Origin of the sequence: Mycobacterium sp. MS1601 (assembly GCF_001984215.1) — a bacterium.
Taxonomy (GTDB): Bacteria; Actinomycetota; Actinomycetes; order Mycobacteriales; family Mycobacteriaceae; genus Mycobacterium.
In genome coordinates this window covers 3,405,016-3,427,603 of the sequence record NZ_CP019420.1, presented here as the reverse complement: position 1 = coordinate 3,427,603, position 22,588 = coordinate 3,405,016, and the positions used below count along the sequence as shown (strand labels likewise).

Sequence of the window (22,588 nt, the reverse complement as noted above, 5' to 3'; positions counted from 1 at the left end):
CCAATGCCACCCCGGCGTGCCGCCGCAAGCTGACATAAACATACAGCTGTGTATGTAAGTGCGTCCACTTGACCGGCTCAGCGAGCGGTCTGGGCCAGCGCCCAGTCGACGATCTCGGGGTCGACGATGCGCCGAAGATTCGCACTGGCCCGGTCCCAGCGCCGGCGCGCTCGCGTGGGATCACCGTCGACGAAGCTCGAGATCAGGATGCCGCGCAGCGAGTCCATGGCGGTGTAGACGAAGTCGGCCATGGAGCGGTGGATCCCCTCCGGCGCGAACTCTCCGATGACCGACATCAGCGTGCTGGTGGCGACGGTCTCGAACTTCGCCACCTCCCGCCCCAGTTCTGCGTTCGTGCGCCCGGCCACCCAAAGCTCGACGATCGGAATGAAAATAGGTGCGCTGTGGATATCCCAGAGCAGCTGAAGGATGGCGTCGATGGGGTCTTCTGCCGACGCGTAGTCGAGGGAGAACCGCGCCACCTCGGTGGAGATCCGCTTGGCCGTCAGGTGCTGCAAAGCCGCCAGGATCAGGTCGTCCTTGGACCCGAAATGGTGCACCTGGGCCCCGCGAGTGACGCCGGCCAGTTCGGCCACCCGTGGCGTGGTGGTGCCGGCGTAGCCGTAGCGCAGCAGGCATTCGATGGTGGCATCGAGCAGGCGGGTGCGCGTTTCAGCGCTGCGCTCCTCCTGGCTGCGCCGCCGCGTCGTCTGCCGAATCACCGCTCCAGGATACATTTCTGTCTGTATGTAAGTGCTTCTCCCGCATGGCGGGAACACATCTGCTTGCAACACATGCACAGATGCGCATATATTGCTCGGTATGGGTGCCGGTCACGATCACAGCCACGGCGGTGACACGCGAGTCAGTCGCATGCTCATCGGAGCCGCGATTCTCACCGTGTTCTTCCTCGTCGAGCTGGTGACAGCGTTGATGATCAACTCGATCGCCCTACTGGCGGACGCGGGCCACATGCTCACCGACCTGGTGGCGATGTTCATGGGCCTGACCGCGGTTCTGCTGGCCCGGCGCGGATCGGCCTCGGCGGCCCGGACCTATGGCTGGCACCGCGCCGAAGTCTTCACCGCCGTCGCCAACGCCGTCCTGTTGATGGGCGTCGCAGGCTTCATTCTCTACGAGGCCTTCGAGCGTCTCGGCGACGCACCCGAGGTGCCCGGCGTTCCGCTCATCGTGGTCGCCCTGGCCGGGTTGATCGCCAACGCCGCGGTGGTGGTGCTGCTACGCGGCGACTCCGAGAAGAGCCTGGCCGTCAAGGGTGCCTACATGGAGGTGGTGGCCGATACCGTCGGCAGCATCGGCGTGCTGATCGCGGGCATCGTCACCGTCACCACCGGATGGCCCTATGCCGACATCGTGGTGGCTGTCTTCGTCGCCCTGTGGGTGCTGCCCCGGGCCGTCGCCCTGGCCCGCGCGGCACTGCGGATTCTCTCGGAGAGCTCCCCCACTCACATCGACGTCGACGAACTGCGTCAGGCGCTCTGTGATGTCCCCGGCGTCACCGAGGTACACGATCTGCACGTGTGGACGCTGGTGCCCGGCAAGGACATGGCCACCGCGCATCTGACCAGCACCGAAGACTCAGCGCGAGTGCTGGGCGCCGCCAGGGCAGTGATGACCGCCCGCGGCCTGGCACACGCCACCGTCCAGGTGGAGCCGCCCGGCTGCACCAATGACTGCGGCAGCCCCGAACCCGAACACCACGGGCACAGCCACTAGTACCCGTCTGACCAACTCACGCCGGTGCACAACCGCGGCGTGTGTTCTCGCGGCGATCAGGCCAGACCGAGCTCCCCGCGCGCCCGCGGATCACAATCGTCGAGCAAATCGAGGCACCGTGCGTACTCGGGGGTCTCGCCGATCGCATCCGCGGCCCGCGCCAGCGCAGCCACACAACGCAGGAAGCCCTGGTTCGGCTCGTGCGCAAACGGCACCGGACCGAACCCCTTCCAGCCGTTGCGCCGCAGCTGATCAAGACCGCGGTGATAGCCGGTCCGTGCGTAGGCGTAAGCGGTGACGGCCTTGTCCTCGTCGAGTGCCTGCTCCGCCAGCGTCGCCCAGGCCACCGAGGCCGACGGGTGCGCCGCCGCCACGATCGCCGGATTCTCGCCGGCCGCAAGATCACCTTCCGCCTCGATGTCACCTGGCAGAAGCACCGGTTCCGGACCCAGAAGATCACCCATGCGCGTCATGGCGACTATTGTGCCGTGCGGGTGGGAGTGGGCACGCGCCGGTGGCACTAGTCTCGAACCACAGTCATGCAGCCAGCACGGGAGGACCCTAGATCCATGTCAGACCCCTCTGGGCCGGACCAGGACGCTTCCGGAACTGGATCCGAGGCTGACACCGAGACCACACAGGCCCACGACGAGCCGGCCACCGAGGTGTTCGCCGCCGCCGATCAGACCGGCGACCAGCAGACCGAGCCGGCCATCACCCCAGGTGAACGCCGCTACACCGCACCGTCGGGCATGGACGCGGGGTCCACGCAGATCATCGGTCGCACGCCGGATGAGCCGGCCACCGAGGTCTTCGCCCCACCGACCGACCCGGCCTTCGCCGTGCAAGGCGCGCCGCGACCTGCCGGTCCGCAGACCATCCCACCGCGCACCGAGGTGCCCAAGATCCCGGGCCGCCGGCGCAGCTGGGGTTGGGTCATCGCGGTGATCCTGGTGATCGCCGCTCTGGCCGCCATCGCGATCCTCGCCACGGTGCTGCTGACCCGCAGTGAGGAGCCGGTGGCCTCGCAGGAGGACAAGGTCCGCGAGACCATCCAGAGCTTCGACACCGCGATCCAGAACGGCGATTTGGCGACTCTGCGCAGCGTCACCTGCGGTTCCACAGCGGAGAGCTACATCAAGTACGACGACCGGCAGTGGAAAGACACCCACTCCCGGGTGGCCGCGGCCAAGCAATACCCGGTGGTGGCGAGCATCGATCAGGTGGTGGTCAACGGCGATCATGCCGAAGCCAACGTCACCTCGTTCATGGCGTTCGACCCGTCGACCCGCTCGACTCGCAGCTTCGATCTGGAGTTCCGGGACAACAGCTGGAAGATCTGCCAGTCACCCCAGTAGTTCCCGCGATTTCGGCGTGATTCCGACCGCTCAGCGACCGGAATCACGCCGAAATCCCTAGGCGCTGACGCTCTTGCCGGCGCTGTGCAGGTCGTTGCAGGCCTCGACGACACGCTCGGACATCGACGCCTCGGCCTTCTTGAGGTAGCTGCGCGGGTCGTAGACCTTCTTGTTGCCGACCTCGCCGTCGATCTTGAGCACACCGTCGTAGTTGGTGAACATATGCCCGGCCAGCGGGCGGGTGAACGCGTACTGGGTGTCGGTGTCGACGTTCATCTTCACCACACCGAAGCGCAGCGAGTCCTCGATCTCGGACTTCAGCGAGCCGGAGCCACCGTGGAACACGAAGTCGAACGGCTTTGAGCCCTCGGCCAGCCCGAGCTTGGCGACGGCCACCTTCTGCCCCTGGTCCAGCACATCGGGGCGCAGCTTCACGTTGCCCGGCTTGTAGACACCGTGCACGTTGCCGAATGTGGCCGCCAGCAGGTACTTGCCGTGCTCACCGACCCCGAGCGCGTCGATGGTCTTCTCGAAGTCCTCGGGAGTGGTGTACAGCTTGTCGTTGATCTCGGCCTCAACGCCGTCCTCTTCGCCGCCGACCACGCCGATCTCGATCTCGAGGATGATCTTGGCCTCCGCCGACAGCTTCAACAGCTCCTTGGCGATCTCGAGGTTCTCGTCGATCGGCACCGCCGAGCCGTCCCACATGTGCGACTGGAACAGCGGATTGCCGCCCTTGGCGACGCGCTCGGCGGAGATGGCGAGCAGCGGACGCACGTACGTGTCGAGCTTGTCCTTGGGGCAGTGGTCGGTGTGCAGCGCCACGGTCACCGGGTACTTCGCGGCGACGACGTGTGCGAACTCAGCCAGTGCCACCGCTCCGGTCACCATGTCCTTGACGCCCAGGCCGGACCCGAATTCGGCCCCACCGGTCGAGAACTGGATGATGCCGTCGCTGCCTGCGTCGGCAAAACCCTTCAATGCGGCGTTGATGGACTCCGAGCCGACGCAGTTGATGGCCGGGAATGCGTAGGAGTTCTCCTTCGCGCGGCTCAGCATCTCGGCGTAGACCTCGGGCGTTGCGATCGGCATGGCGTGCTCCTCCTGGCTGGCGTGACGTCGGCGTGCCTGCAGTATCTCAAGAAGAGTTCCCGGCCGGCAGCGCGGACCGGGTCAAGACCTTCGCAGTCCGGCCCTCTCTCCCCGGCTCGTCCGCCCCTCGCTCCGCTGGGGGTGCCCCACGCCGGCATCGACCGGACTGACAGTCCTCGCCGGTACGCTGGTCGCCGTGACCGCCCTGGCCTCCGCCGAAACCGTGACCCACTTGGCACTCCTACCAGGGTTTCTGGAGCCAGTGACGCTGCTGAACTCATTCGGTAGCTGGACCTTGGCCGGCCTGCTGCTGGTGGTGTTCATCGAATCGGGCCTGCTGTTCCCGCTGCTGCCGGGCGACTCGCTGCTGTTCACCGCGGGTCTGGTGGCCGCTGGCGGATCGGAGGAAGTTCCGGCGTTCGCGCCGCTGTGGGTGCTGATGCTGACCATCCCGATCGCCGCCGTGCTGGGTGACCAGGTGGGCTACTGGATCGGCAAGAACGGTGGCGAGCGGCTGTTCAAGGAGGACGCCAAGCTCTTCAAGAAGAGCTACATCGACGAAGCGCACGACTTCTTCGAGCGGCATGGTCCGGCGATGATCTTCCTGGCCCGGTTCGTACCGATCGTGCGGACCTACGCCCCACTGGTGGCGGGTGCGGCGAACATGAGGTACTCCACGTTCATCAAGTGGAACATCCTCGGCGGCGTCATCTGGGGTGCCGGCCTGACCCTGCTGGGCTACCTGCTCGGCCAGATCGCCGTCATCCGCGACAACGTCGACATGATCTTCATCGCCATCGTGCTGATCTCGATCATCCCGATCGTCCTCGAGGTCGTGAAACGCTCCCGCGGCCGGTCCAAGGGCACGCCCGCTCCCGAGCAGCCCTGAGCCCGTTGGCGAGGTTCACGCGGCGTCGGCGTGAACGATCTCGCGGAGAATTTCGCGCAGGGCGGCAACGCCTGGGTCGCCGTCCACTCGGACATGCCAGAACAGCCGAACGTCGTAGGTCGGCAACTCCAGCGGCAACTCGAAGAGGGTGATTGCCGACCGGCGTGCGTAGTGCCGAGCCAGTCGCCGAGGCGCGACGGCGATGCAGTGACCGTTCTCGACCACGGGAAACAGCGAGCTGTAGTGCGACACCGTGAGACGGATGCGCCGACTGTGCCCGAGCCGAGCCAACGCATCGTCGACCTCGCGGCCTCGCCCCGGACTGATGCGAACGTGCGCGTGGGGTAGATCGACAAACCGGTCGAGTGTCATGGCGCTGCCGGCCTCAGGGTGGTGGGTGGCGATCACGCCGACGAGGTCGTCGGTGTACGCCGGTTCCGAGCACCACGCCGGCGGTGTTGTGGTGGGAATGCCCAAGTACACGTCGACTTCACCGGTGGCCAGGGCGTCAGCGACGCTGATGCGGTCCAGCGCGACGACCCGGACGCTGGACCGGGGAGCCTGTTGTTGCAGCCTGCGGTCGAGTTCGGGCAGTACCAGTGGACCGTAGAGATCGGCGAAGGCGACAACCCACTCACGGGTGGTGGTCGACATGTCGAAGTCGTCGAGATCCTGCACCACCTCCTCCAGGAGTCGAAGTGCTTGCTCCAGTCGCGGTTGCACGGCCAGCGCGGCGGGGGTGGGGCTCAGGCCGCGACCTGCGCGCACGAACAGCGGGTCACCCAAGAGCACACGCAGGCGCGCCAGCGCATTCGACACTGCGGGCTGGGTGAGATGGAGCCGCGCGGCGGCCTTGGTGGCACTGCGCTCCTGCAGCACCGCCTGCAGCACCACGAGGAGGTTGAGATCCACACCCGAAAGATTCATCCAATGAATGTCGCATATTGCGAAAGATGATTGGTGCTGATAGTTCCCGAATCCTAAAGTCGAATTCGACCGAAGGAAAAGGACATGACGATGCGGATACTGGTAACCGGAGCCAGCGGCGGCGTGGGCTCCAGCATCATCGAAGAGCTGCGCGACACCGGAGTTCAGGTGCGTGCGACGTGCCGGCGGCCCGACCCCCGACGGTGGCCACGGCTACAGACGGTGCCCAGCGACCTCGATCAACCGCACACGATTAAACCCGCCCTCGAGGGCGTCGACGCCGTATTCCTGTTCAGCTTCGCGCACCCGGATGCTCTGCCGGGACTCGTCGAGGAGATGAAGGCCGCAGGTGTCGACAAGGTCGTCGTGCTGTCCACAATCGACACCACGCGCACCGAGCCGTTCGTCGAGTACAACAAGCAGCGGCATTTAACAGTGGAGAACGCGGTCATCGACGCCGGCTTCACCACCGTGTGCCTGCGCCCCGGCGCATTCGCGCGCAACGCGATCCGCTTCTGGGCCAGTCAGATTCGTGAGCACCGCACCGTCGGTCTACCGTTCCCGGAGTCCCATCAGGCGCCCATCGCCGATGAGGACATCGCCGCCGTCGCGGTGCACGCACTCACCTCCGCAGAGCTCGACGGCGAGAAGATCGTCCTCACCGGGCCCGAATCGTTGACGATGCGGGCTCAGGTGAGCGTGATCAGCGAGGTCATCGGCGAGACAATCGACATCACCGTGCTGTCGGATGCCCAGGCCCGGGCACTCTACGGGCGGGTACTGCCGCCGCAGTACCTCGATCTCCTCATGAGCCAGTGGGCATTCGAGGTCAACGAGGACGCCGTCGTCACCCCGGCGGTACGGGAGATCACCGGCCGTGCACCCATGACTTTTCACGACTGGGTGGGACGCCGCCGCGACGCGTTCCTGTGAAGAACACGGACCTGCACTCGATGGCCGGCGCCGGCTCACCTACCCGACCGCTCGAAGGCCGCGGGAGGGACGCCTCGGCGCCCGACGCTAGAGCGGCAGCTCCTCGGCGAGCTGCTTGAGCGCCTCCCGCGGGTCGTCCGTCGGGCTCTCCCCGAGCACCTGGACCACGACGTGGTCGGCCCCCGCGTCCAGATGCGCGGTCACCTTGGCCGCCGCGTCCTGCACCGAACCGATGCCGACGACGGCACGAGCCAGCCGGTCCGAGCCACCGCGCACCAGATCGGACTCGTCGAAACCCTGCCGGAGCCAAGAATTCCGGTAGTTGGGCAGCCCGCTGTAGACGTTGAGGTGCGCATGGGCGTACCGCAGCTGCTGTTCCTCGGTACCGCCGACCACCACCGCCTGTTCGGAGACGATCCACTTGTCGGGCCCGAGGATGGACCGAGTGGTGGCCGTCTGCTCGGGCAGCACCAGATACGGGTGGGCACCGTCGGCGAGCTCACCGGACAGTTCGATCATCTTGGGGCCCAGCGCGGCGAGCAGCCGGACGGGACGCCCGGAACCCGGCTCGATCTGTTCCGGCAGGGCGGCCATCCGCTCGAGGTAACCACGCATGGTGGCCAGAGGTTTGGTGTAGGTACCGCCCATGCCGCGCTCGACCAGGGGCCCGTGGCTGACGCCGAGGCCCAGCACAAACCGGCCGGGATACTGCGCTGTCAGCGTGCGGCCACCCGATTCGGCCGCAGACGGCAGTCGTACATGGATGTTGGCGATGCCGGTGCCGATCACCAGCCTTTCGGTGGCAGCCAGAAACGCCGCCGACTGGGTGAGGCACTCCTTGGCCACGGTCTCCGGCAGGAACAGCGACCCGAAACCAAGCTCCTCGATGTCGCGGGCCACCTCCTGCGCCGCGGTGATAGGCCAGGTGTCGCTGGCCCACCAAACACCGATCCGGGAAGGAAAGTCGATCCGCGCACGCGAGCCTTCGGTCATGCCGTCCGATGGTATGCGGACAGCACCTCGACCAGTTCACGCAGCCCGGCCAACGAGTTGGCCGGGAGAAACAGATCGCAGTACGGCAGTGCCGCTGCCATGGGCTTCACCAGCGGTACATAGCCCGCCGCGGCCGCCCTCGGGTTGAGCCACACCACCGTGTCCGCCCGTCGCGACAGCCTGGCCATGGCCTGTTCGAGCACCTCCGGCGGGTCCGAATCCCAACCATCGGAGGCAATCACGACCACCGCCCCACGGAGGGCGGCACCGTGCACACCTGCGAGCAGGTTCGCCAGACCCGCGCCCAGGTGGGTGCCGCCGTACCGGTCCACGACGGCGGCATTGGCGCGCGCCAGGGCCACGTCGGCGCTGCGGTGCGCCAGCACCGGGGTCAGCCGGCGCAGAGAGGTGCCGCAGGCGAAGACCTCGGGCCGAAGATCCACCGCGTGCAATGCGGCCGACCGCATCAGGTGCAGGTAGACCGACACGTAGGGCTGCATGGATCTGCTGACATCGCAGAGCAATACGACACGGCGGGGCCGCATCCTTCGGCGGGTCACCGCCAACCGCAACGGTTCCCAGCCGGTACTGCGGGACGCCCGCAGGGTGCGACGCAGATCGATCCGCCTTCCGCGTGAGCCCGCGGTGTTGCGCAGACTCCGCCGACGTGGCCAGGTGGCACTGGCCCGTTCCAGCCACGTACCGATCAGCTGCAGGTCCGCGGCGTCGAACTGGTCGAACGGCTCCTCCGCCCGGGCCGCGAGACGGCTGGGCAACACGTCGAGGACCACTCGCTCGGTGTCCGCAGGTGCCCCGGCCCGCATCGGGGCCGGACGTGTCGACCACGGCAGTCCACCGCCTGCCGCCTCACCGCTGTCGGCGCCCTCCATCGATTCGGCCTCGGAGACGCGTTGCGGCAAGTTCGATTTCAAGCTCGGCGGATCCATGCCCAGCACTGCGTCGCTGAAGACGGCCGCGAACACCTGGTCGAACGCGGGAAGGTCGTCCGCGCGGCTGACCAGGGTCAGGCGCACCGTCCAGTACATCTGGTCGGGCGTTGTGGGATCCAGCAGCCCCAGCGCTTGCACCAGTGTCGACGGGCCACCGGGTGGCACCATCACACCAGCGGCTCGCAACCGCGCCACCAGAGCGACGGCGAACGCCGCCCGGTCCACACCGCGGAGCAGCAGCGGCGCAGCCATCAGCCTCGACGTGACCTGCGACGAGCAACCCGCACCGCCAGCAAGACCAGCACCACCGCCACGGCGACGGGAAGGTAGGTCTTCAGCTTCGTACCCCCGGCCAGTTCCAACAGGTCGATGGGCGCGGGTTCGGCGGCGGCCGGCGGTGTGGATTCGACGGAAACCTGCTCCGGCGAACCACTTTCGACCACCGCGGTGTCGGTGGAATTGTCTGCCGCCAGCTTGGCCTCCAGGGAGTCCACGAACTGTCCGAGCAGTTTCTCCGAAACCTGTTGCAGCATACCGCTACCGAACTGAGCCAATTTGCCGACGATCTTGAGGTCGGTGTCGACGACAACACGGGTGACCTCCCCGGCCTGCTGGAGCTGGGCGGTCACGGTGGCGGCCGCGTTGCCCGTACCGCGCGCCTCCTTGCCCTTGGCGTCGATCACCGCGCGGTAGGCGCCCGAATCCTGTTCGACGAAGTGCACTTTGCCGCTGAACTCACTGGTGACCGGACCGACCTTGATCTTCACCTTGCCCAGCACGTCATCGCCGTCGCGGCCGGTCATCTGGGCGCCCGGCATCAGCGGGATCACCTGTTCGAGGTCCAGGAGAACATCCCACGCCTGGTCGATCGGGGCACTGACGGTGAACTCGTTGGCGATCTTCATGGTGCTCGGGTCCTTTCGGGGTCGGCGTTCACGATGGGCAGTACTGCGCGAAGGCGGCTTCGAGCGCGCCGCGGTCATCCGGGGTCTTCGCCAGCGCGCCCAGGCTCATCAGGCCCTGTGCGGCGGTGGCGGGCACCAGGTCGGCGACTCCGAGCGTCGCCAACGCCGCCACCCAGTCGATGGTCTCGGCCACTCCTGGAGCCTTGTCGAGATCGAGATCCCGTACCGTGCCGACGAACTGAGTGGCATGGGCGATCAGCGCGTCGGTGGCTCCGGCGACGGTGCGGCGCACGATCGCCGCAGCCCGGCCGGGATCCGGGTAGTCGATCCAGTGGTACAGGCACCTGCGCCGCAGCGCATCGTGCAGATCGCGGCTGCGGTTGGAGGTCAGTACCGCGATGGGCGACCGGCGCGCGGTCAGCGTGCCCAGCTCGGGAACCGTCAGACTCGACTCGCCCAGGAACTCCAACAGCAGCGCCTCGAACTCATCGTCGGCGCGGTCGATCTCATCGATCAGCAGCACAGGTTGTGCGGATCCCTCATACCGGATGCACTGCAGGATCGGGCGGTCCACCAGATATGCCTCGGTGTAGAGGTCGGCCTCGCTGATGGAGGTTCCCTGTGCCTCCGCCAGCCGGATGGACAGCAGCTGACGCTGGTAGTTCCAGTCGTACAGCGCCTCAGCGGCAGTCAGCCCTTCGTAACACTGCAGCCGGATCAGCGGTGAATCCAGGATGGCGGCAAGGGTTTTGGCAGCAGAGGTCTTGCCGACGCCGGGCTCGCCTTCCAGCAACAGCGGCCTGCCCATCGAAGTGGCCAGGAAGAAGGCGGCTGCGGTGCCCTGGTCTATCAGATGGCCGTGCTCATCGAAGCGGCGCACCACCTCATCCACGTCACGGAAGGCCGTCATAGGCCCTCGAGCCGGGCGGCGTAGGCGTCCCGGCAGCCGGCACCACAGAACCAGTGCGGCACACCGTCGACGTGCAGTGCCACCGCGCCGGGTCCGGCGATCACCGTCATTCCGCACACCGGGTCCACCGCCTGTGCAACACGTGGCGCGGATGCACCGGCGGCAGGCGCCAGCCCGTCGATCCTGATGCCGCGGATCACCTCGGCCAGGATGGACACCGCGATCTCCGCCGGCGTCCTGGCACCGATCGCCAACCCAACCGGTGTGTGGATCCGCGGCCTCTCGGTGTCGTCGAGCTCCAACTCGGCCAGCACCGACGCGCCACGAGTCCGGCTGGCCACCAGGCCGATATAGCCGACGCCGGCATTCAGCGCAGCACGGATCTGGACGGCCTCCGCGCCCCCGTGGCTGGCGATCACCACCGCGCTGACACCGGCCAGATCGGCGGAGTCGCCGTCGCGGGTCATGTCGTATCCCAGGCCGGTGCACAGCTGCGCCAGTGCCTCGGCGATGGGCGTGGTCCCGCAGATATGCAGCAGAGGCGGCGGCACCTCGGGCACCAGGAAGATCTCCAACGCACCCCCCGACAGACACGGATTCACCACCACGCACGCACCGGGGGCCTCCGGAAAGTGGATGTCACCGTCGGGCAACACCCGCAGCAGCACACTCTCACCCGCCTGCAGGGCGCCCAACGCAGCCCGGCGCACCGATGTCTGGGCGCACTGGCCGCCGACAAAACCCTCGATGGTGCCGTCGGCCAACAGAATCGCCTCGTCACCGGTATGCGCCGAGGTCGGTTGTTGTGCTCGCACCACGGTGGCGTGCACAAAGGGGGTGCGGTCCCGGCGCAGTTGCCGCGCCCGTTCCCCGATGGTCTGCATGGATGTCACAGGTTCGATTGCGCCACTCCTCCTCATCGCTCGTCCCTCGCTCTGCATCGTCGTGTCGCTAGATCGGTGGGGTGGCACGGCCTTGCATGGCCTCCCACACCCGCGACGGGGTGAGTGGCATGTCGGCGTGTCGAACACCGAAGGGCGCCAAGGCATCCACGACGGCATTGACCACCGCAGGCGGTGAGCCGACCGTGGCCGACTCACCGATTCCCTTGGCTCCGATGGGATGATGCGGCGACGGGGTCACGGTGTGGCCGGTCTCGAAGTGCGGCACCTCCATGGCCGTCGGGATCAGGTAGTCCATCAATGACCCACCCAGGCAGTTGCCGTCCTCGTCGAAGGCGATCATCTCCATCAGCGCCATCCCGATGCCGTCGACCAGACCGCCGTGTACCTGACCCTCGATGATCATGGGATTGATCCGGGTTCCGCAGTCGTCGACGGCCAGGAATCGGCGAACCTTCACCACGGCGGTGCCGGGGTCGACATCCACCACGCAGAAGTAGGCACCGTACGGATAGGTGAGATTGGAGGGGTTGTAACAGATCTGGGCGTCCAGACCTCCTTCAAGCCCGTCGGGTAGGTCGCCGGCACCGTGCGCGCGCATCGCGATATCGGCGATGGTGACCGCCGCCGTGGGATCACCGGCGACGTGGAAACTGCCCTTGTCCCACTCCAGGTCGGCCACCGACACCTCCAGCATGCCTGCGGCGATGATCTTGGCTTTGTCGCGGATCTTGCGGGCCACCAGGGCGGCCGCCGCACCGGACACCGGCGTCGAACGGCTGCCGTACGTGCCGAGCCCGAACGGGGTCTGGTCGGTGTCCCCGTGCACCACGTCGATGTCGTCGGGCGGGATGCCGAGTTCCTCGGCGATGATCTGAGCGAAGGTGGTTTCGTGGCCCTGCCCCTGGGTCTGCACCGAGAGCCGCACCACAGCTTTGCCCGTGGGGTGCACCCGCAGCTCACACCCGTCGGCCATGCCGAGCCCCAGGATGTCCATGTCCTTGCGGGGCCCCGCACCCACGGCTTCGGTGAAGAACGACATGCCGATGCCCATCAGCTCACCGCGTTCCCGCTTCGCCTGTTGCTCGGCACGCAGGTCGTCGTAGCCGATCATGTCCATGGCCAACCGCATGGTGGTCTCGTAGTCGCCCGAGTCGTATACCCAGCCGGTCTTGGAGGTGTAGGGAAACTGGTCGTTGCGCAACAGGTTTCGCAGCCGCAGTTCGGCGGGATCGATCTTCATCTCGTATGCCAGGCAGTCGACCAGGCGTTCGACGAAATACACCGCCTCGGTGATCCGGAACGAGCAGGCATAGGCCACACCGCCCGGCGCCTTGTTGGTGTACACCGCGGTCATGTGGCAATAGGCCGCCTCGATGTCGTAGCTCCCGGTGAACACGCCGAAGAAGCCGGCCGGGTACTTCACCGGCGCCGCCGTTCCGTTGAACGCGCCGTGGTCGGCCAGCACGTGCGAGCGGATCGCCAGGATCTTGCCCTCGGTGTCGGCGGCGATCTCGCCCACCATGATGTAGTCGCGGGCGAACCCGGTTGAGGTGAGGTTCTCGCTGCGGTCCTCCATCCACTTGACCGGTTTGCCCAGCAGCAGCGAGCCGACGATGGCACACACATAACCCGGGTAGATCGGCACCTTGTTACCGAAACCACCACCGATGTCGGGCGCCACCACCCGGATCTTGTGTTCGGGCAGGCCTGCCACCAACGCGTACAGCGTGCGATGCGCGTGCGGCGCCTGGGTGGTGGACCACAGCGTCAGCTTCCCGCTGACCGGGTCCAGATCGGCTACCGCACCACAGGTCTCCATGGGCGCCGGATGCACGCGCGGATACACCATCTCCTGTTTGACCACCACGTCGGCGCGGGCGAACACCGCCTCGGTGGCCGCCGCGTCACCGGTCTCCCAGTCGAAGCAGTGGTTGTCGGTCTTGCCGTCCAGATCGGTGCGGATCACCTCGGCCGACGGGTCGAGCGCGCGGCGGACGTCGATCACCGGATCCAGGGGTTCGTAGTCGACATCGATGAGCTCCAGCGCATCGCGCGCCGAGTACCGGTCCTCGGCGACGACAAACGCCACCTCCTGCCCCTGGAACCGGACCTTGTCGGTGGCCAGCACCGCTTGGACGTCGTTGGACAGGGTCGGCATCCACGCCAGCCCTTTGGCAGCGAGGTCGGCGCCGGTCACCACCGCGCGGACCTTCGGATGTGCCAGGGCTGCAGAGGTGTCTATCGCGTTGATGCGGGCGTGGGCATACGGCGAACGCAGGATCGCCAGGTGCAGCATGCCCGGAAGGTTCACGTCGTCGACGTAGGTACCCCGGCCCCGGATGAACCGGGGATCCTCCTTGCGAAGCATCCGGCCGTAGCCGCAGGGCTTCTTGTCGTTGTCGGCCAGATCCTCGGGCGATTCGAGCGTGGTCATGCCGGGCTCACCTCCGTCGAATCCTGGTGTCTGGCCGCCCATTGCACGGAGCGGACGATGGTGGTGTAGCCGGTACACCGGCAGATCTGGCCGGAGATGGCCTCCCTGATCTCGTCCTCGCTGGGGTCGGGATTCTGCCGCAGCAGGGCGCGGGCGGTGATCATCATGCCGGGTGTGCAGAACCCGCACTGCAAACCGTGGCACTGCATGAAGCCCTCCTGCACCGGGTCGAGTTGGCCGTCGACTTCGAGGCCCTCGACGGTGACCACCGAGTGACCGGAGGCCATCGCAGCGAGCATGGTGCACGACTTCACCGGTTCTCCGTCCACCTCCACGACACAGGTTCCACAGTTGGAGGTGTCGCAGCCCCAGTGGGTTCCGGTGAGCCGCAGCTGATCACGAAGGAAGTGCACCAACAACATTCGTGGTTCGACGTCGGCGCTGACCTGCTCGCCGTTGACGGTCATCTTCACATGCATGGCGGGGAGGTCTCCTCTAGTTGCCGCTGGGAATCGGAGCCAAGCGCACCCGGTCGACGGAGGTGCGTAGCGTTCGGATGGTCAGTTCGCCGGCCAGGTGCCGCTTGTAGTCGGCGCTGCCGCGCATGTCCGACGTGGGCTCGCAGGCTGCTTCGGCGGCGCGACCGGCCTCGACATAGGTCTGTTCGACGGCGGGCTTGCCGACCAATCCCGCGGACAGCGCCCGCAGAGCCTCGGCATCGGGTTCCACCGCAGTCAGCCCCACCCGGGCGGCCACGATCACCCCGTCCTCGACGGTGACGGTGGCCCCGGCGGCGGCCACCGCCCAGTCGCCCACCCTGCGTTCGACTTTCGCGTAGGCGCTGGAGGTGTTGTGCCGCAGGGGTATTCGCACTTCGATCACCATCTCGTTGTGCGCCAGCGCAGTCTCGTACGGACCCACCAAAAATTCGTCGATGCCGATCTCACGCTCGCCGCCCGGCCCGCGGGCCAGCACGGTGGCACCCAGTACCGCACATACGGTGGTCAGATCCTCGGCCGGGTCGGCCTGGCACAGCGAGCCGCCGACCGTCCCGCGGTTGCGCACCACCGGGTCGGCGATCACCCGTTCGGCGTCGCGGAAGATCGGGCAGACCGAGGCCAGCGGGTCGGAGCCGAGCACTTCGCGGTGGCGGGTCATCGCGCCGAGGCGCGCAAGTGTCGGGTCGGTGACGACGTAGGACAGTTCCGGTGCCAGATCGTTGATGTCGATCAGGTACTCGGGATTGGCGATGCGCAATTTCATCATCGGCAGCAGGCTGTGCCCGCCGGCGACAATCAGCGCCCCCTCGCCGAGGCGGTCCAGAAGACCGACGGCGTGGTCGACACTGGTGGCGCGTTCATATTCGAACGGTCCGGGAACCTGCATGTGACGGGCCTCACAATCGCCGACGGTGACGCCAGTGTCGGCCCGGCTGACCTCGCCGTCAATAGCCGGTTAAGGAATCACTTAACTGGCTCGAAAGCCCCTGCTCATGGTGGATCCGGCCGGTGGTCTCCGCCAGCGGACGGCCCAGCCCGCCCCATTTCTTGGCCACGATCTCAGCGGCGATGGACACCGCGGTCTCCTCGGGAGTGCGGCCGCCGAGATCGAGTCCGATCGGGCTCGACAGCCGGGTGAGTTCCGACTCGGAGAGCCCGGCCTCACGTAGCCGCTGCATCCGGTCGTCGTGGGTGCGCCGCGATCCCATCGCGCCGATATAGGCCACCTGCGGCAACCGAAGCGCGACCTCGAGGAGGGGGACGTCGAACTTCGGGTCATGGGTCAGCACACAGATCACCGTGCGCGCATCCACCGCTCCGGCGTCCACTTGGGCGGCCAGATAGCGGTGCGGCCAGTCCACCACCACCTCGTCAGCCGTCGGAAATCGTGCGGCGGTGGCGAACACCGGTCGTGCATCGCAGACGGTGACCCGGTATCCGAGGAAACCGCCCTGTTGGGCGACAGCCGCGGCGAAGTCGATCGCGCCGAACACCAGCATCCGGGGCCTGGGTGCGTAGCTGGCGACAAACACCTCCATGCCCTCGCCGCGGCGCTGACCGTCCGGGCCGAATGTGAGCACCTCGGTCCGGCCCGCTGCCAGCAGACCTCGGGAGTCGTCGGTGACGGCGGCGTTGGCCCGGACCGACCCGAGGGAGCCGAGAACCTCGTGCGGACGCACGATCAAACGTCGGCCGAGCCACTGGGCGTCGGGGTGGCGGATCACCGTGGCCACCGCCGCCGGCCGGTGACCGGCGATGTCCTCGGCCACCGACTCGAACTCGGGGAACGACGCCTGTGACACCGCCTCGACGAAGACGTCCAACACTCCACCGCAGGTCAGACCGACCTCGAAGGCGTCGTCGTCACTGACCCCGTAGCGCTGCAGCACCGGCGCGCCGGTGCCCGCCACTTCGGCGGCCAGGTCGTAGAGCGCGCCCTCCACGCACCCACCGGAGACCGAGCCGCTGACTGTGCCGTCCGGGGCCACCACCATCGAGGCACCGGCGGGCCGCGGCGCCGACCGGAACGTGCGCACCACGGTCCCGACCCCGGCAGTGCCTCCCGAACGCCACACCTTCAGGAGTTCGCTCAATACTTCTCGCACACCACCAATCTAGGCCCGGCATACTCTGATCGCGTGACGCCTGCGCAACTTCGCGCCTATTCGGCTGTGGTCCGGCTGGGATCGGTGCGTGCTGCCGCCGAAGAACTCGGCATGACCGACGCCGGTGTGTCCCTGCACGTGGCGGCCCTGCGCAAGGAGCTCGACGATCCGTTGTTCACCCGCGCCACCGCGGGGCTGGCATTCACCCCCGGAGGCCTGCGGCTGGCCAGTCGCGCCATCGAGATCCTGGGCCTGCAGCAGCAGACCGCGATCGAAGTCACCGAGGCCGCGCACGGACGCAGGCTGCTGCGTATCGCGGCCTCCAGCGCGTTCGCCGAACACGCCGCGCCGGGTCTGATCGAACTGTTCTCCGCGCGGGCCGACGACCTGTCCGTCGAACTCTCCGTGCATCCCGCGAGCCGTTTCCGCTACCTCATCGAATCCCGCGCCGTGGACGTCACGCTGGGGCCGGTGGGTGCCGGGTTGGCCGACGCGAGCGCCAACATCGCTGTGCGACCGTTCCTGAAGTACCAGATCATCGCGGTCACCGGCGCGGACAATCCCGTGGCGACCGGCGTCGCGAATCCGGCGCAGCTGCGCGACCAGCAGTGGATGCTGGGACCGTCCGCCGGTAGCACCGACGGCGAAATCGCCACGATGCTGCACAATCTCGCGATTCCCGAAGCCTGTCAACGCATCTTCCAAAGCGAAGCCGCCGCGCTCGAAGAGGTGCAGCGCGTCGGCGGAATATCACTGACCGTCGGCTTCGCCGTCGCCAAAGACCTGGCCGACGGCCGGCTGGTGCAGGTGAAGGGGCCCGGACTGCAGCTGCCCGGCGAGTGGTCGGCGGCCACGCTGCCACCGGCCTCACGCCAGCCCGCCGTCTCCGAACTGGTCCGCTTCATCACCACCCCGCGGTGCACCCAGGCGATGATCCGGGGCTCGGGCGTGGGCGTCACCCGGTTCCGGCCGAAAGTCCATGTGACGCTGTGGAGTTGACCAGACGGGTGACCAGGCGCAGTCAGGCTCCGGGGAAGAGGGACCCGGCTAGCTCTTCCCGGCCTCGAGCGCACGGATCAGGCTGGCCGCATCCCACGGCCCCTTGTGGCGTTTGCCGTTGACGAAGAACGTCGGCACCGACTGCAGGTCCATCAGTTCGGCATCCTGGACATCGTCCTCGACCCGGTGCAGCACCTTCGACGACTGCAGGTCCTCGTCGAACCGACGAACGTCGCAGCCCACCATGTCGGCGTAGCGGTAGAGATGCTCCCACTCGAGGTAGTCCTGGAACTCGAACATGATCCGGCCCATCTCGAAGTACTTGCCCTGCAGTCCCGCCGCCTCAGCAGCCAGTGCGGCATCCATCGACCGCGGGTGCACCTTCTCCAACGGAAGATGCCGCCATACATAGCAGAGCCGGTCCCCGAAGTACTCCCGCACCTCGTCGATGGCGCCGGTGGCACGGCTACAGAACGGACACTCGTAGTCGCCGTACTCGACCAGTGTCAGCGGGGCATCAGGGTTGCCGCGGATGTGATCACGCTCGGGGCTGATGGGCCGGATCAGCGTGTCCCCCACCGCCTCCGGCGGACTGATCCGGTCGGTGATCCGGAAGATCGCCCCGCCGAGGGCGAACGCCGCAACCGATGCCATCAGCACACCCACCCGGGCCTCGTCCTGTTTCACCGGGTCCGCGATGGCCAGGTCGATGATGAACAGCGAGATGGTGAACCCGATGCCGGACAACGCCGCGCCGCCGGCGACGCGGCGCAGGGTCAGCCCGGGCGCCAGCTGCCCGATGCCGAGTCTGCTCACCAGCGCGGTGGCCCCGGTGATGCCGATCAACTTGCCGATCACAAGACCGGCGACGATGCCCCAGGTCAGCGAGGAAGACATGGCCGCCGAGACCGTGGCACCGTCCAGTCGCACGCCGGCATTGGCGAGCGCGAACAGCGGCAACACCAAAAACGACACGTAGGGCCCGAACCCGGTCTGGAGGCGTTCGTTGATCGAGATCGACTCTCGCAGACTGCGGGTGGCCTCACGGGCGTATTCGGAGTTCGGTGACTGCCGGAAGGCACGGATCACCTCGACCGCGGCTTCGACCCGCTGCCGCTGCGGAGTGAACACCGGAATCAGCAATGCCACACCGACACCCGCGAGGGTGGGGTGTACTCCCCCGTTGTACAGCGCCACCCACAGCGCGAACGCCAGCACCGCGTACACCGGGCCGCGCCAGGCGGGCAGATGCCGCACCAGAGCCAGCGCACCCAGCAGCAGCACCGCGGCCACCAGCGGCGCCAGGCTCACGTCGTCGGAGTAGAACAGCGCGATCACCAGCAGTGCGCCCACGTCGTCGACCACTGCCAACGTGAGCAGGAAGGTGCGTAGCCGGGCCGGGAACTTCGGGCCGATGATCGCCAGTGCACCCACCAGGAACGCGGTGTCCGTGGAGATCACCACACCCCACGCGGCGGCGTTCTCACCGCCGGGGTTGAACAGCAGGAAAACCACGGCGGGCAGGACCAGCCCGGCCAGCGCAGCCACCACCGGCACCACCGCTCTGGCCCGGTCCGTGAGCTCGCCGATCTTGAACTGGCTGGTGACCTCCAGGCCGACGATGAAGAAGAAGAACGCCATCAGGCCGTCGTTGACCAGGTGCTTCATCGACAGTTCCACATGGGCGTCGCCGAAGCTCAGCCCCACGTGGGTGGCCCAGAAGGAGGTGTAGGTGTCGGCCCACGGCGAGTTGGCCCACACGATGGCGATCACCGTGAACAGCAGAAGCATTGCCGCCGCGGTGTTCTCGCCGTTGCGGGGTGCGGTGGGGTCGTTGCCGAACCGGCGCGGCAACAGCCTGACGAACCGAGACTCGCTCTCGGTGCTGGTCTGATCGGCGGCTTCGGTCACCGGCGTGCGTATTCGGTGAAGGTGGCCAGCAGTTCGGGGCGGTCGATGGCGGTGGACACGGCAGCCTTCTGGGGATCGGTGCCCTGCAGTATGCGTTTGATGGGGATCTCCAAGCGTTTGCCGGTCATGGTTCGGGGGATGCCGGGTACGGCGATGATGTCGTCGGGTACGTGACGCGGTGAGGCGTGCGTGCGGATGGCCGAGATCAGCCTGGATCTCAGGTCGTCGTCCAGATCGGCTCCGCCCGCAAGTGCCACGAACAGCGGCATCCAGTAGCCGCCGTCGTCCGATTCGACGCCCACCACCAGGCAGTCGGCAACCTGGGGCAGGGTTTCGACGGCATCGTAGATCTCCGCGCTGCCCATCCGGACGCCGTTGCGATTGAGGGTGGCGTCGGAGCGGCCGTGCACCAGCACCGACCCCCGGTCGGTGATGGTGATCCAGTCGCCGTGACACCAGACTCCGGGATACTTGTCGAAATATACTGCCCGGTAGCGGGATCCGTCGTCGTCGTTCCAGAACGAGACCGGCATCGACGGCATGGGCCGGGTGACCACCAGTTCACCGGGTTCCCCGGTGACCGCCACTCCTTCTTGGGACCAGGCCTGCGCGGCCACGCCCAACGCCAGACACGACAGCTCGCCCGCCACGATGGGCACAATGGGAGCCGATCCTGCAAATGCTGTGACGACATCTGTTCCACCGGAACAGGATTGCACCGGTATTGCACGCCCCACCCCATCCTGCACCCATTCGAACACCGAGGCCGGCAGCGGAGATCCGGTCGATCCCACGCCGCGCAGGGCGCTGAGATCGTGACGTTCCCCCGGGCGCAGGTCTTCCTTGGCGCAACCGATCAGATAACCGGCGCCCGTGCCGAAGACGGTGACGTTATGGTCGGCGACCACCTGCCACAGGGCGTCGACGCCGGGGTGGGTGGGGCTGCCGTCGTAGGCCACCACCGTCGCCCCGACCAGCAGGCCACCCACCAGGAAGTTCCACATCATCCAGCTGGTGGTGGTGTACCAGAAGAACCGGTCGTCGGAATGCAGATCCAGTTGCAGCGCATGGTATTTCAGGTGTTCCAGGAGCACCCCGCCGTGACCGTGGACGATGCCCTTGGGAGACCCGGTGGTACCGGAGGAGAACAACACCCACAGCGGATGATCGAAGGGCACATCGGCGATGTGCAACGGCACGTCCGCCGATACCGCCATATCCCAGGGCACCGCGCCGGCGGGGACGTCCAGGCCGAGTCGCGCAACCACGACGGTGGCCGCCAGTGTGGGCAGCCTACGCCGGATCTCGGCGAGTTCGGCGCGCTTGTCTCGCCGTTTGCCGCCGTAGACGCTGCCGTCCGCGGCCACCAGGACGGTGGGTTCCAGCTGGGCCAGCCGGGAGATCACGCCGTCGACGGCCAGGTCCGGGTTGCACACTGCCCACGTGGCGCCCAACGATGCGGCAGCCAGGAAGGCCACCACCGTCTCGCCGATGTTGGGCAGGTACCCCACCACCCTGTCCCCGGACGTCACCCCGACACTGCGCAGGTAGTGAGCGAAAGCGGCTGTCTCACAACGCAACCGCTCCCATGACCACTCGAGGGCACCGTCCTCGCCGACAACCACCAATGCGGGTCGATCCTGGTCCCCGTGGCAGAACACCTGACTGACGTAGTTCAGCGTCGCCCCCGGAAACCACGTCGCACCCGGCATCGTGGCCTGCCCCAACGGCGAGGTGGCGTGGACGCCGGCTCGCACGTCGAAGAAGTCCCAGACCGCCTGCCAGAACCAGCCGACGTCACTGACCGACGCCTCCCACAGAGCCGGGTAGCCGGAGAAATCGCCGCGCCCGGTGTCGCGTAGCCAGTCGGTGAAGCGGGTGAGGTTGGCGTGGGCGACGGTGTGGACGTCTGGGTCCCAACCCCCGGGTTCAGCCATCGGCGGGCCCGTCGGAGATGGTGTACGCGGCTTCCATGAGCATCCACCCCGACAACTGCACCGACAGATCCCGCTCCGGCACCTCGGAGGCGTTGACCGCGCCTTCGACGAACTCGGCTTCCTTGCCTCCCGCGGTCGGAATCACCGCGGAGCGGTCCCAGGACGCACCGAACAGAGGCAGTCCGTCAACCGTCTGGCGGAACTGCCACGCCGACTCCGCCGACGCCAGCACCAGCTCCCGCGCCTGCTCGGCGACCTCGGGCAGCAGCGTCGCAGCCAGCGCCAGGTAGCGCGCGGTGACGCCGTGGAACAACCCGCCGTCACCACCTCCGGCACCGCGCAGCACACCGTCGTCGGTCATGTGGTCGGCAATCGCCGTGATCAGCCGTTCGACTCTGGCCGCATGCCGAGAGTCCTGGGTGCGCACCGCCAGCTCGGCCTCCAGGCCGAGTACCACGCCCTGGCAGTAGGTGTACTGCGCCCGCACCAGGGACCCGGCCTTGATGCCGTCGAACACCAGATGGGTGTCCGGGTCAATGAGGGTCTCGTCGATCCAGTCGGCCATCTGCTGGGCGCGGCGCAACCGGTCTCCGTGAGAAGTCACGTACCGGGCCAAGAAGATGCCGGCGGGTCCGTTGGCGGGGGCGTTGAAGAACTGGTCCTGTTTGCGCCACGGGATGCCACCGCCGTCCTCCGGCACCCACGCCTTCATAACCTGGTCGGCCAGCTTGGCCAGGGCTTTTGGCTGGTGGACGTCGACCAGGCGGCCGGCGCGTTCGAGCGCCAGCGCCAGCCACGCCATGTCGTCGTAGTAGTCGTTGGTCCAGGACAGGTTGTTGCGGAATCGGTGCGCGCGGATCTGGCGGACGATGCGAGTCACCCGGTCGGGCTCAGGGTCACGCAGGTGGGCGTCGATCAGGCAGTCCAGCAGGTGCGCCTGCCACCAGTAGTGCCAGGTGAGAAAGCGCGTGTCCCGCTTCGTCGGTGGCCAGGCCACCACTCCCAGTTGAGTGCCGGGCAGTCCCCAGAGCTTGGTCAGATGTCGGGTGGCGACGGCGGTTTCAGCGGAAGCGGCGCGGTTGGCCCATTCCTGCTCCATTCCT

At 67.2% G+C, this 22,588-nt stretch carries 21 protein-coding genes; 5 read left to right on the top strand and 16 right to left on the bottom strand.

Annotated features, from left to right (window positions below):
- Positions 1-77 precede the first annotated feature (77 nt).
- Positions 78-722, bottom strand: coding sequence for a TetR/AcrR family transcriptional regulator (locus BVC93_RS16700; RefSeq protein ID WP_442928960.1), 645 nt, complete (start codon positions 720-722; stop codon positions 78-80).
- Positions 723-822: 100 nt separating this feature from the next.
- Between BVC93_RS16700 and BVC93_RS16695 the strand changes: the two genes are divergently transcribed.
- Positions 823-1,737: a cation diffusion facilitator family transporter gene (locus BVC93_RS16695; protein WP_083738449.1), complete on the top strand. Its 915-nt coding sequence runs from the start codon at positions 823-825 to the stop codon at positions 1,735-1,737.
- Positions 1,738-1,793: 56 nt separating this feature from the next.
- Here the strand turns inward: BVC93_RS16695 and BVC93_RS16690 are convergent, their stop codons facing one another.
- The gene (locus tag BVC93_RS16690; RefSeq protein WP_083738448.1) at positions 1,794-2,210 is read right to left on the bottom strand and encodes a DUF3151 domain-containing protein; all 417 of its coding nucleotides are present in this window, start codon (positions 2,208-2,210) and stop codon (positions 1,794-1,796) included.
- Positions 2,211-2,306: 96 nt separating this feature from the next.
- Between BVC93_RS16690 and BVC93_RS16685 the strand changes: the two genes are divergently transcribed.
- Positions 2,307-3,095, top strand: a complete 789-nt coding sequence (locus BVC93_RS16685) for an Rv0361 family membrane protein (protein ID WP_083738447.1) — start codon at positions 2,307-2,309, stop codon at positions 3,093-3,095.
- Positions 3,096-3,152: 57 nt separating this feature from the next.
- Here the strand turns inward: BVC93_RS16685 and fbaA are convergent, their stop codons facing one another.
- Positions 3,153-4,187 carry a class II fructose-bisphosphate aldolase gene (gene fbaA / locus BVC93_RS16680; RefSeq protein ID WP_083738446.1) on the bottom strand — a complete coding sequence of 345 codons (1,035 nt, stop codon included), beginning with the start codon at positions 4,185-4,187 and terminating at the stop codon, positions 3,153-3,155.
- Between the two features lie 196 nt (positions 4,188-4,383).
- Here fbaA and BVC93_RS16675 point away from each other — a divergent pair, with 196 nt between their 5' ends.
- The gene (locus BVC93_RS16675) at positions 4,384-5,076 is read left to right on the top strand and encodes a VTT domain-containing protein (RefSeq protein ID WP_236949995.1); all 693 of its coding nucleotides are present in this window, start codon (positions 4,384-4,386) and stop codon (positions 5,074-5,076) included.
- Positions 5,077-5,091: 15 nt separating this feature from the next.
- On the opposite strand, the gene BVC93_RS16670 is transcribed toward BVC93_RS16675, so the two are convergent.
- Positions 5,092-6,003: a LysR family transcriptional regulator gene (locus BVC93_RS16670; RefSeq protein ID WP_083738444.1), complete on the bottom strand. Its 912-nt coding sequence runs from the start codon at positions 6,001-6,003 to the stop codon at positions 5,092-5,094.
- A 90-nt stretch (positions 6,004-6,093) separates the two neighbouring features.
- On the opposite strand from BVC93_RS16670, the gene BVC93_RS16665 reads away from it, so the two are divergent.
- Complete coding sequence (locus tag BVC93_RS16665; protein ID WP_083741097.1) at positions 6,094-6,936, top strand: NAD(P)H-binding protein; 843 nt, start codon at positions 6,094-6,096, stop codon at positions 6,934-6,936.
- Between the two features lie 87 nt (positions 6,937-7,023).
- Here the strand turns inward: BVC93_RS16665 and BVC93_RS16660 are convergent, their stop codons facing one another.
- The 9 genes from BVC93_RS16660 to BVC93_RS16620 form a co-directional block, all read right to left on the bottom strand.
- Positions 7,024-7,929 (bottom strand): LLM class F420-dependent oxidoreductase, encoded by a 906-nt coding sequence (locus BVC93_RS16660; protein WP_083738443.1) that lies wholly within the window; start codon positions 7,927-7,929, stop codon positions 7,024-7,026.
- Positions 7,926-9,131: a vWA domain-containing protein gene (locus tag BVC93_RS16655; protein WP_083738442.1), complete on the bottom strand. Its 1,206-nt coding sequence runs from the start codon at positions 9,129-9,131 to the stop codon at positions 7,926-7,928. The genes BVC93_RS16660 and BVC93_RS16655 overlap by 4 nt, the downstream gene beginning before the upstream one ends.
- Positions 9,131-9,784 (bottom strand): SRPBCC family protein, encoded by a 654-nt coding sequence (locus BVC93_RS16650; protein ID WP_083738441.1) that lies wholly within the window; start codon positions 9,782-9,784, stop codon positions 9,131-9,133. The genes BVC93_RS16655 and BVC93_RS16650 overlap by 1 nt, the downstream gene beginning before the upstream one ends.
- Positions 9,785-9,812: 28 nt before the next feature.
- Entirely contained in the window at positions 9,813-10,694 is an 882-nt protein-coding gene (locus BVC93_RS16645; RefSeq protein ID WP_083738440.1) for an AAA family ATPase, read from the bottom strand.
- Positions 10,691-11,578: an XdhC family protein gene (locus tag BVC93_RS16640; RefSeq protein ID WP_083738439.1), complete on the bottom strand. Its 888-nt coding sequence runs from the start codon at positions 11,576-11,578 to the stop codon at positions 10,691-10,693. Before BVC93_RS16640 ends, BVC93_RS16645 begins: the two co-directional genes overlap by 4 nt.
- A 67-nt stretch (positions 11,579-11,645) precedes the next feature.
- The gene (locus tag BVC93_RS16635; protein ID WP_083738438.1) at positions 11,646-14,033 is read right to left on the bottom strand and encodes an aerobic carbon-monoxide dehydrogenase large subunit; all 2,388 of its coding nucleotides are present in this window, start codon (positions 14,031-14,033) and stop codon (positions 11,646-11,648) included.
- The gene (locus BVC93_RS16630) at positions 14,030-14,512 is read right to left on the bottom strand and encodes a (2Fe-2S)-binding protein (RefSeq protein WP_083738437.1); all 483 of its coding nucleotides are present in this window, start codon (positions 14,510-14,512) and stop codon (positions 14,030-14,032) included. The genes BVC93_RS16635 and BVC93_RS16630 overlap by 4 nt, the downstream gene beginning before the upstream one ends.
- Before the next feature lie 16 nt (positions 14,513-14,528).
- Positions 14,529-15,419 (bottom strand): FAD binding domain-containing protein, encoded by an 891-nt coding sequence (locus BVC93_RS16625; RefSeq protein WP_083738436.1) that lies wholly within the window; start codon positions 15,417-15,419, stop codon positions 14,529-14,531.
- A 58-nt stretch (positions 15,420-15,477) separates the two neighbouring features.
- Positions 15,478-16,638 carry an XdhC family protein gene (locus tag BVC93_RS16620; RefSeq protein WP_083738435.1) on the bottom strand — a complete coding sequence of 387 codons (1,161 nt, stop codon included), beginning with the start codon at positions 16,636-16,638 and terminating at the stop codon, positions 15,478-15,480.
- Positions 16,639-16,671: 33 nt separating this feature from the next.
- On the opposite strand from BVC93_RS16620, the gene BVC93_RS16615 reads away from it, so the two are divergent.
- Positions 16,672-17,637, top strand: a complete 966-nt coding sequence (locus BVC93_RS16615) for a LysR family transcriptional regulator (protein ID WP_083738434.1) — start codon at positions 16,672-16,674, stop codon at positions 17,635-17,637.
- 48 nt (positions 17,638-17,685) lie between these two features.
- Here the strand turns inward: BVC93_RS16615 and nhaA are convergent, their stop codons facing one another.
- The 3 genes from nhaA to BVC93_RS16600 all read right to left on the bottom strand — a co-directional run bounded on the left by nhaA (position 17,686) and on the right by BVC93_RS16600 (position 22,584).
- Entirely contained in the window at positions 17,686-19,428 is a 1,743-nt protein-coding gene (gene nhaA / locus BVC93_RS16610) for a Na+/H+ antiporter NhaA (protein WP_236950454.1), read from the bottom strand.
- 116 nt (positions 19,429-19,544) lie between these two features.
- A complete protein-coding gene (locus BVC93_RS16605) occupies positions 19,545-21,485 on the bottom strand; it encodes an acetoacetate--CoA ligase (RefSeq protein ID WP_083738433.1) in 1,941 nt (646 codons plus the stop codon).
- Positions 21,478-22,584, bottom strand: a complete 1,107-nt coding sequence (locus BVC93_RS16600) for a glycoside hydrolase family 76 protein (RefSeq protein WP_083738432.1) — start codon at positions 22,582-22,584, stop codon at positions 21,478-21,480. The genes BVC93_RS16605 and BVC93_RS16600 overlap by 8 nt, the downstream gene beginning before the upstream one ends.
- Between the last annotated feature and the right edge of the window lie 4 nt (positions 22,585-22,588).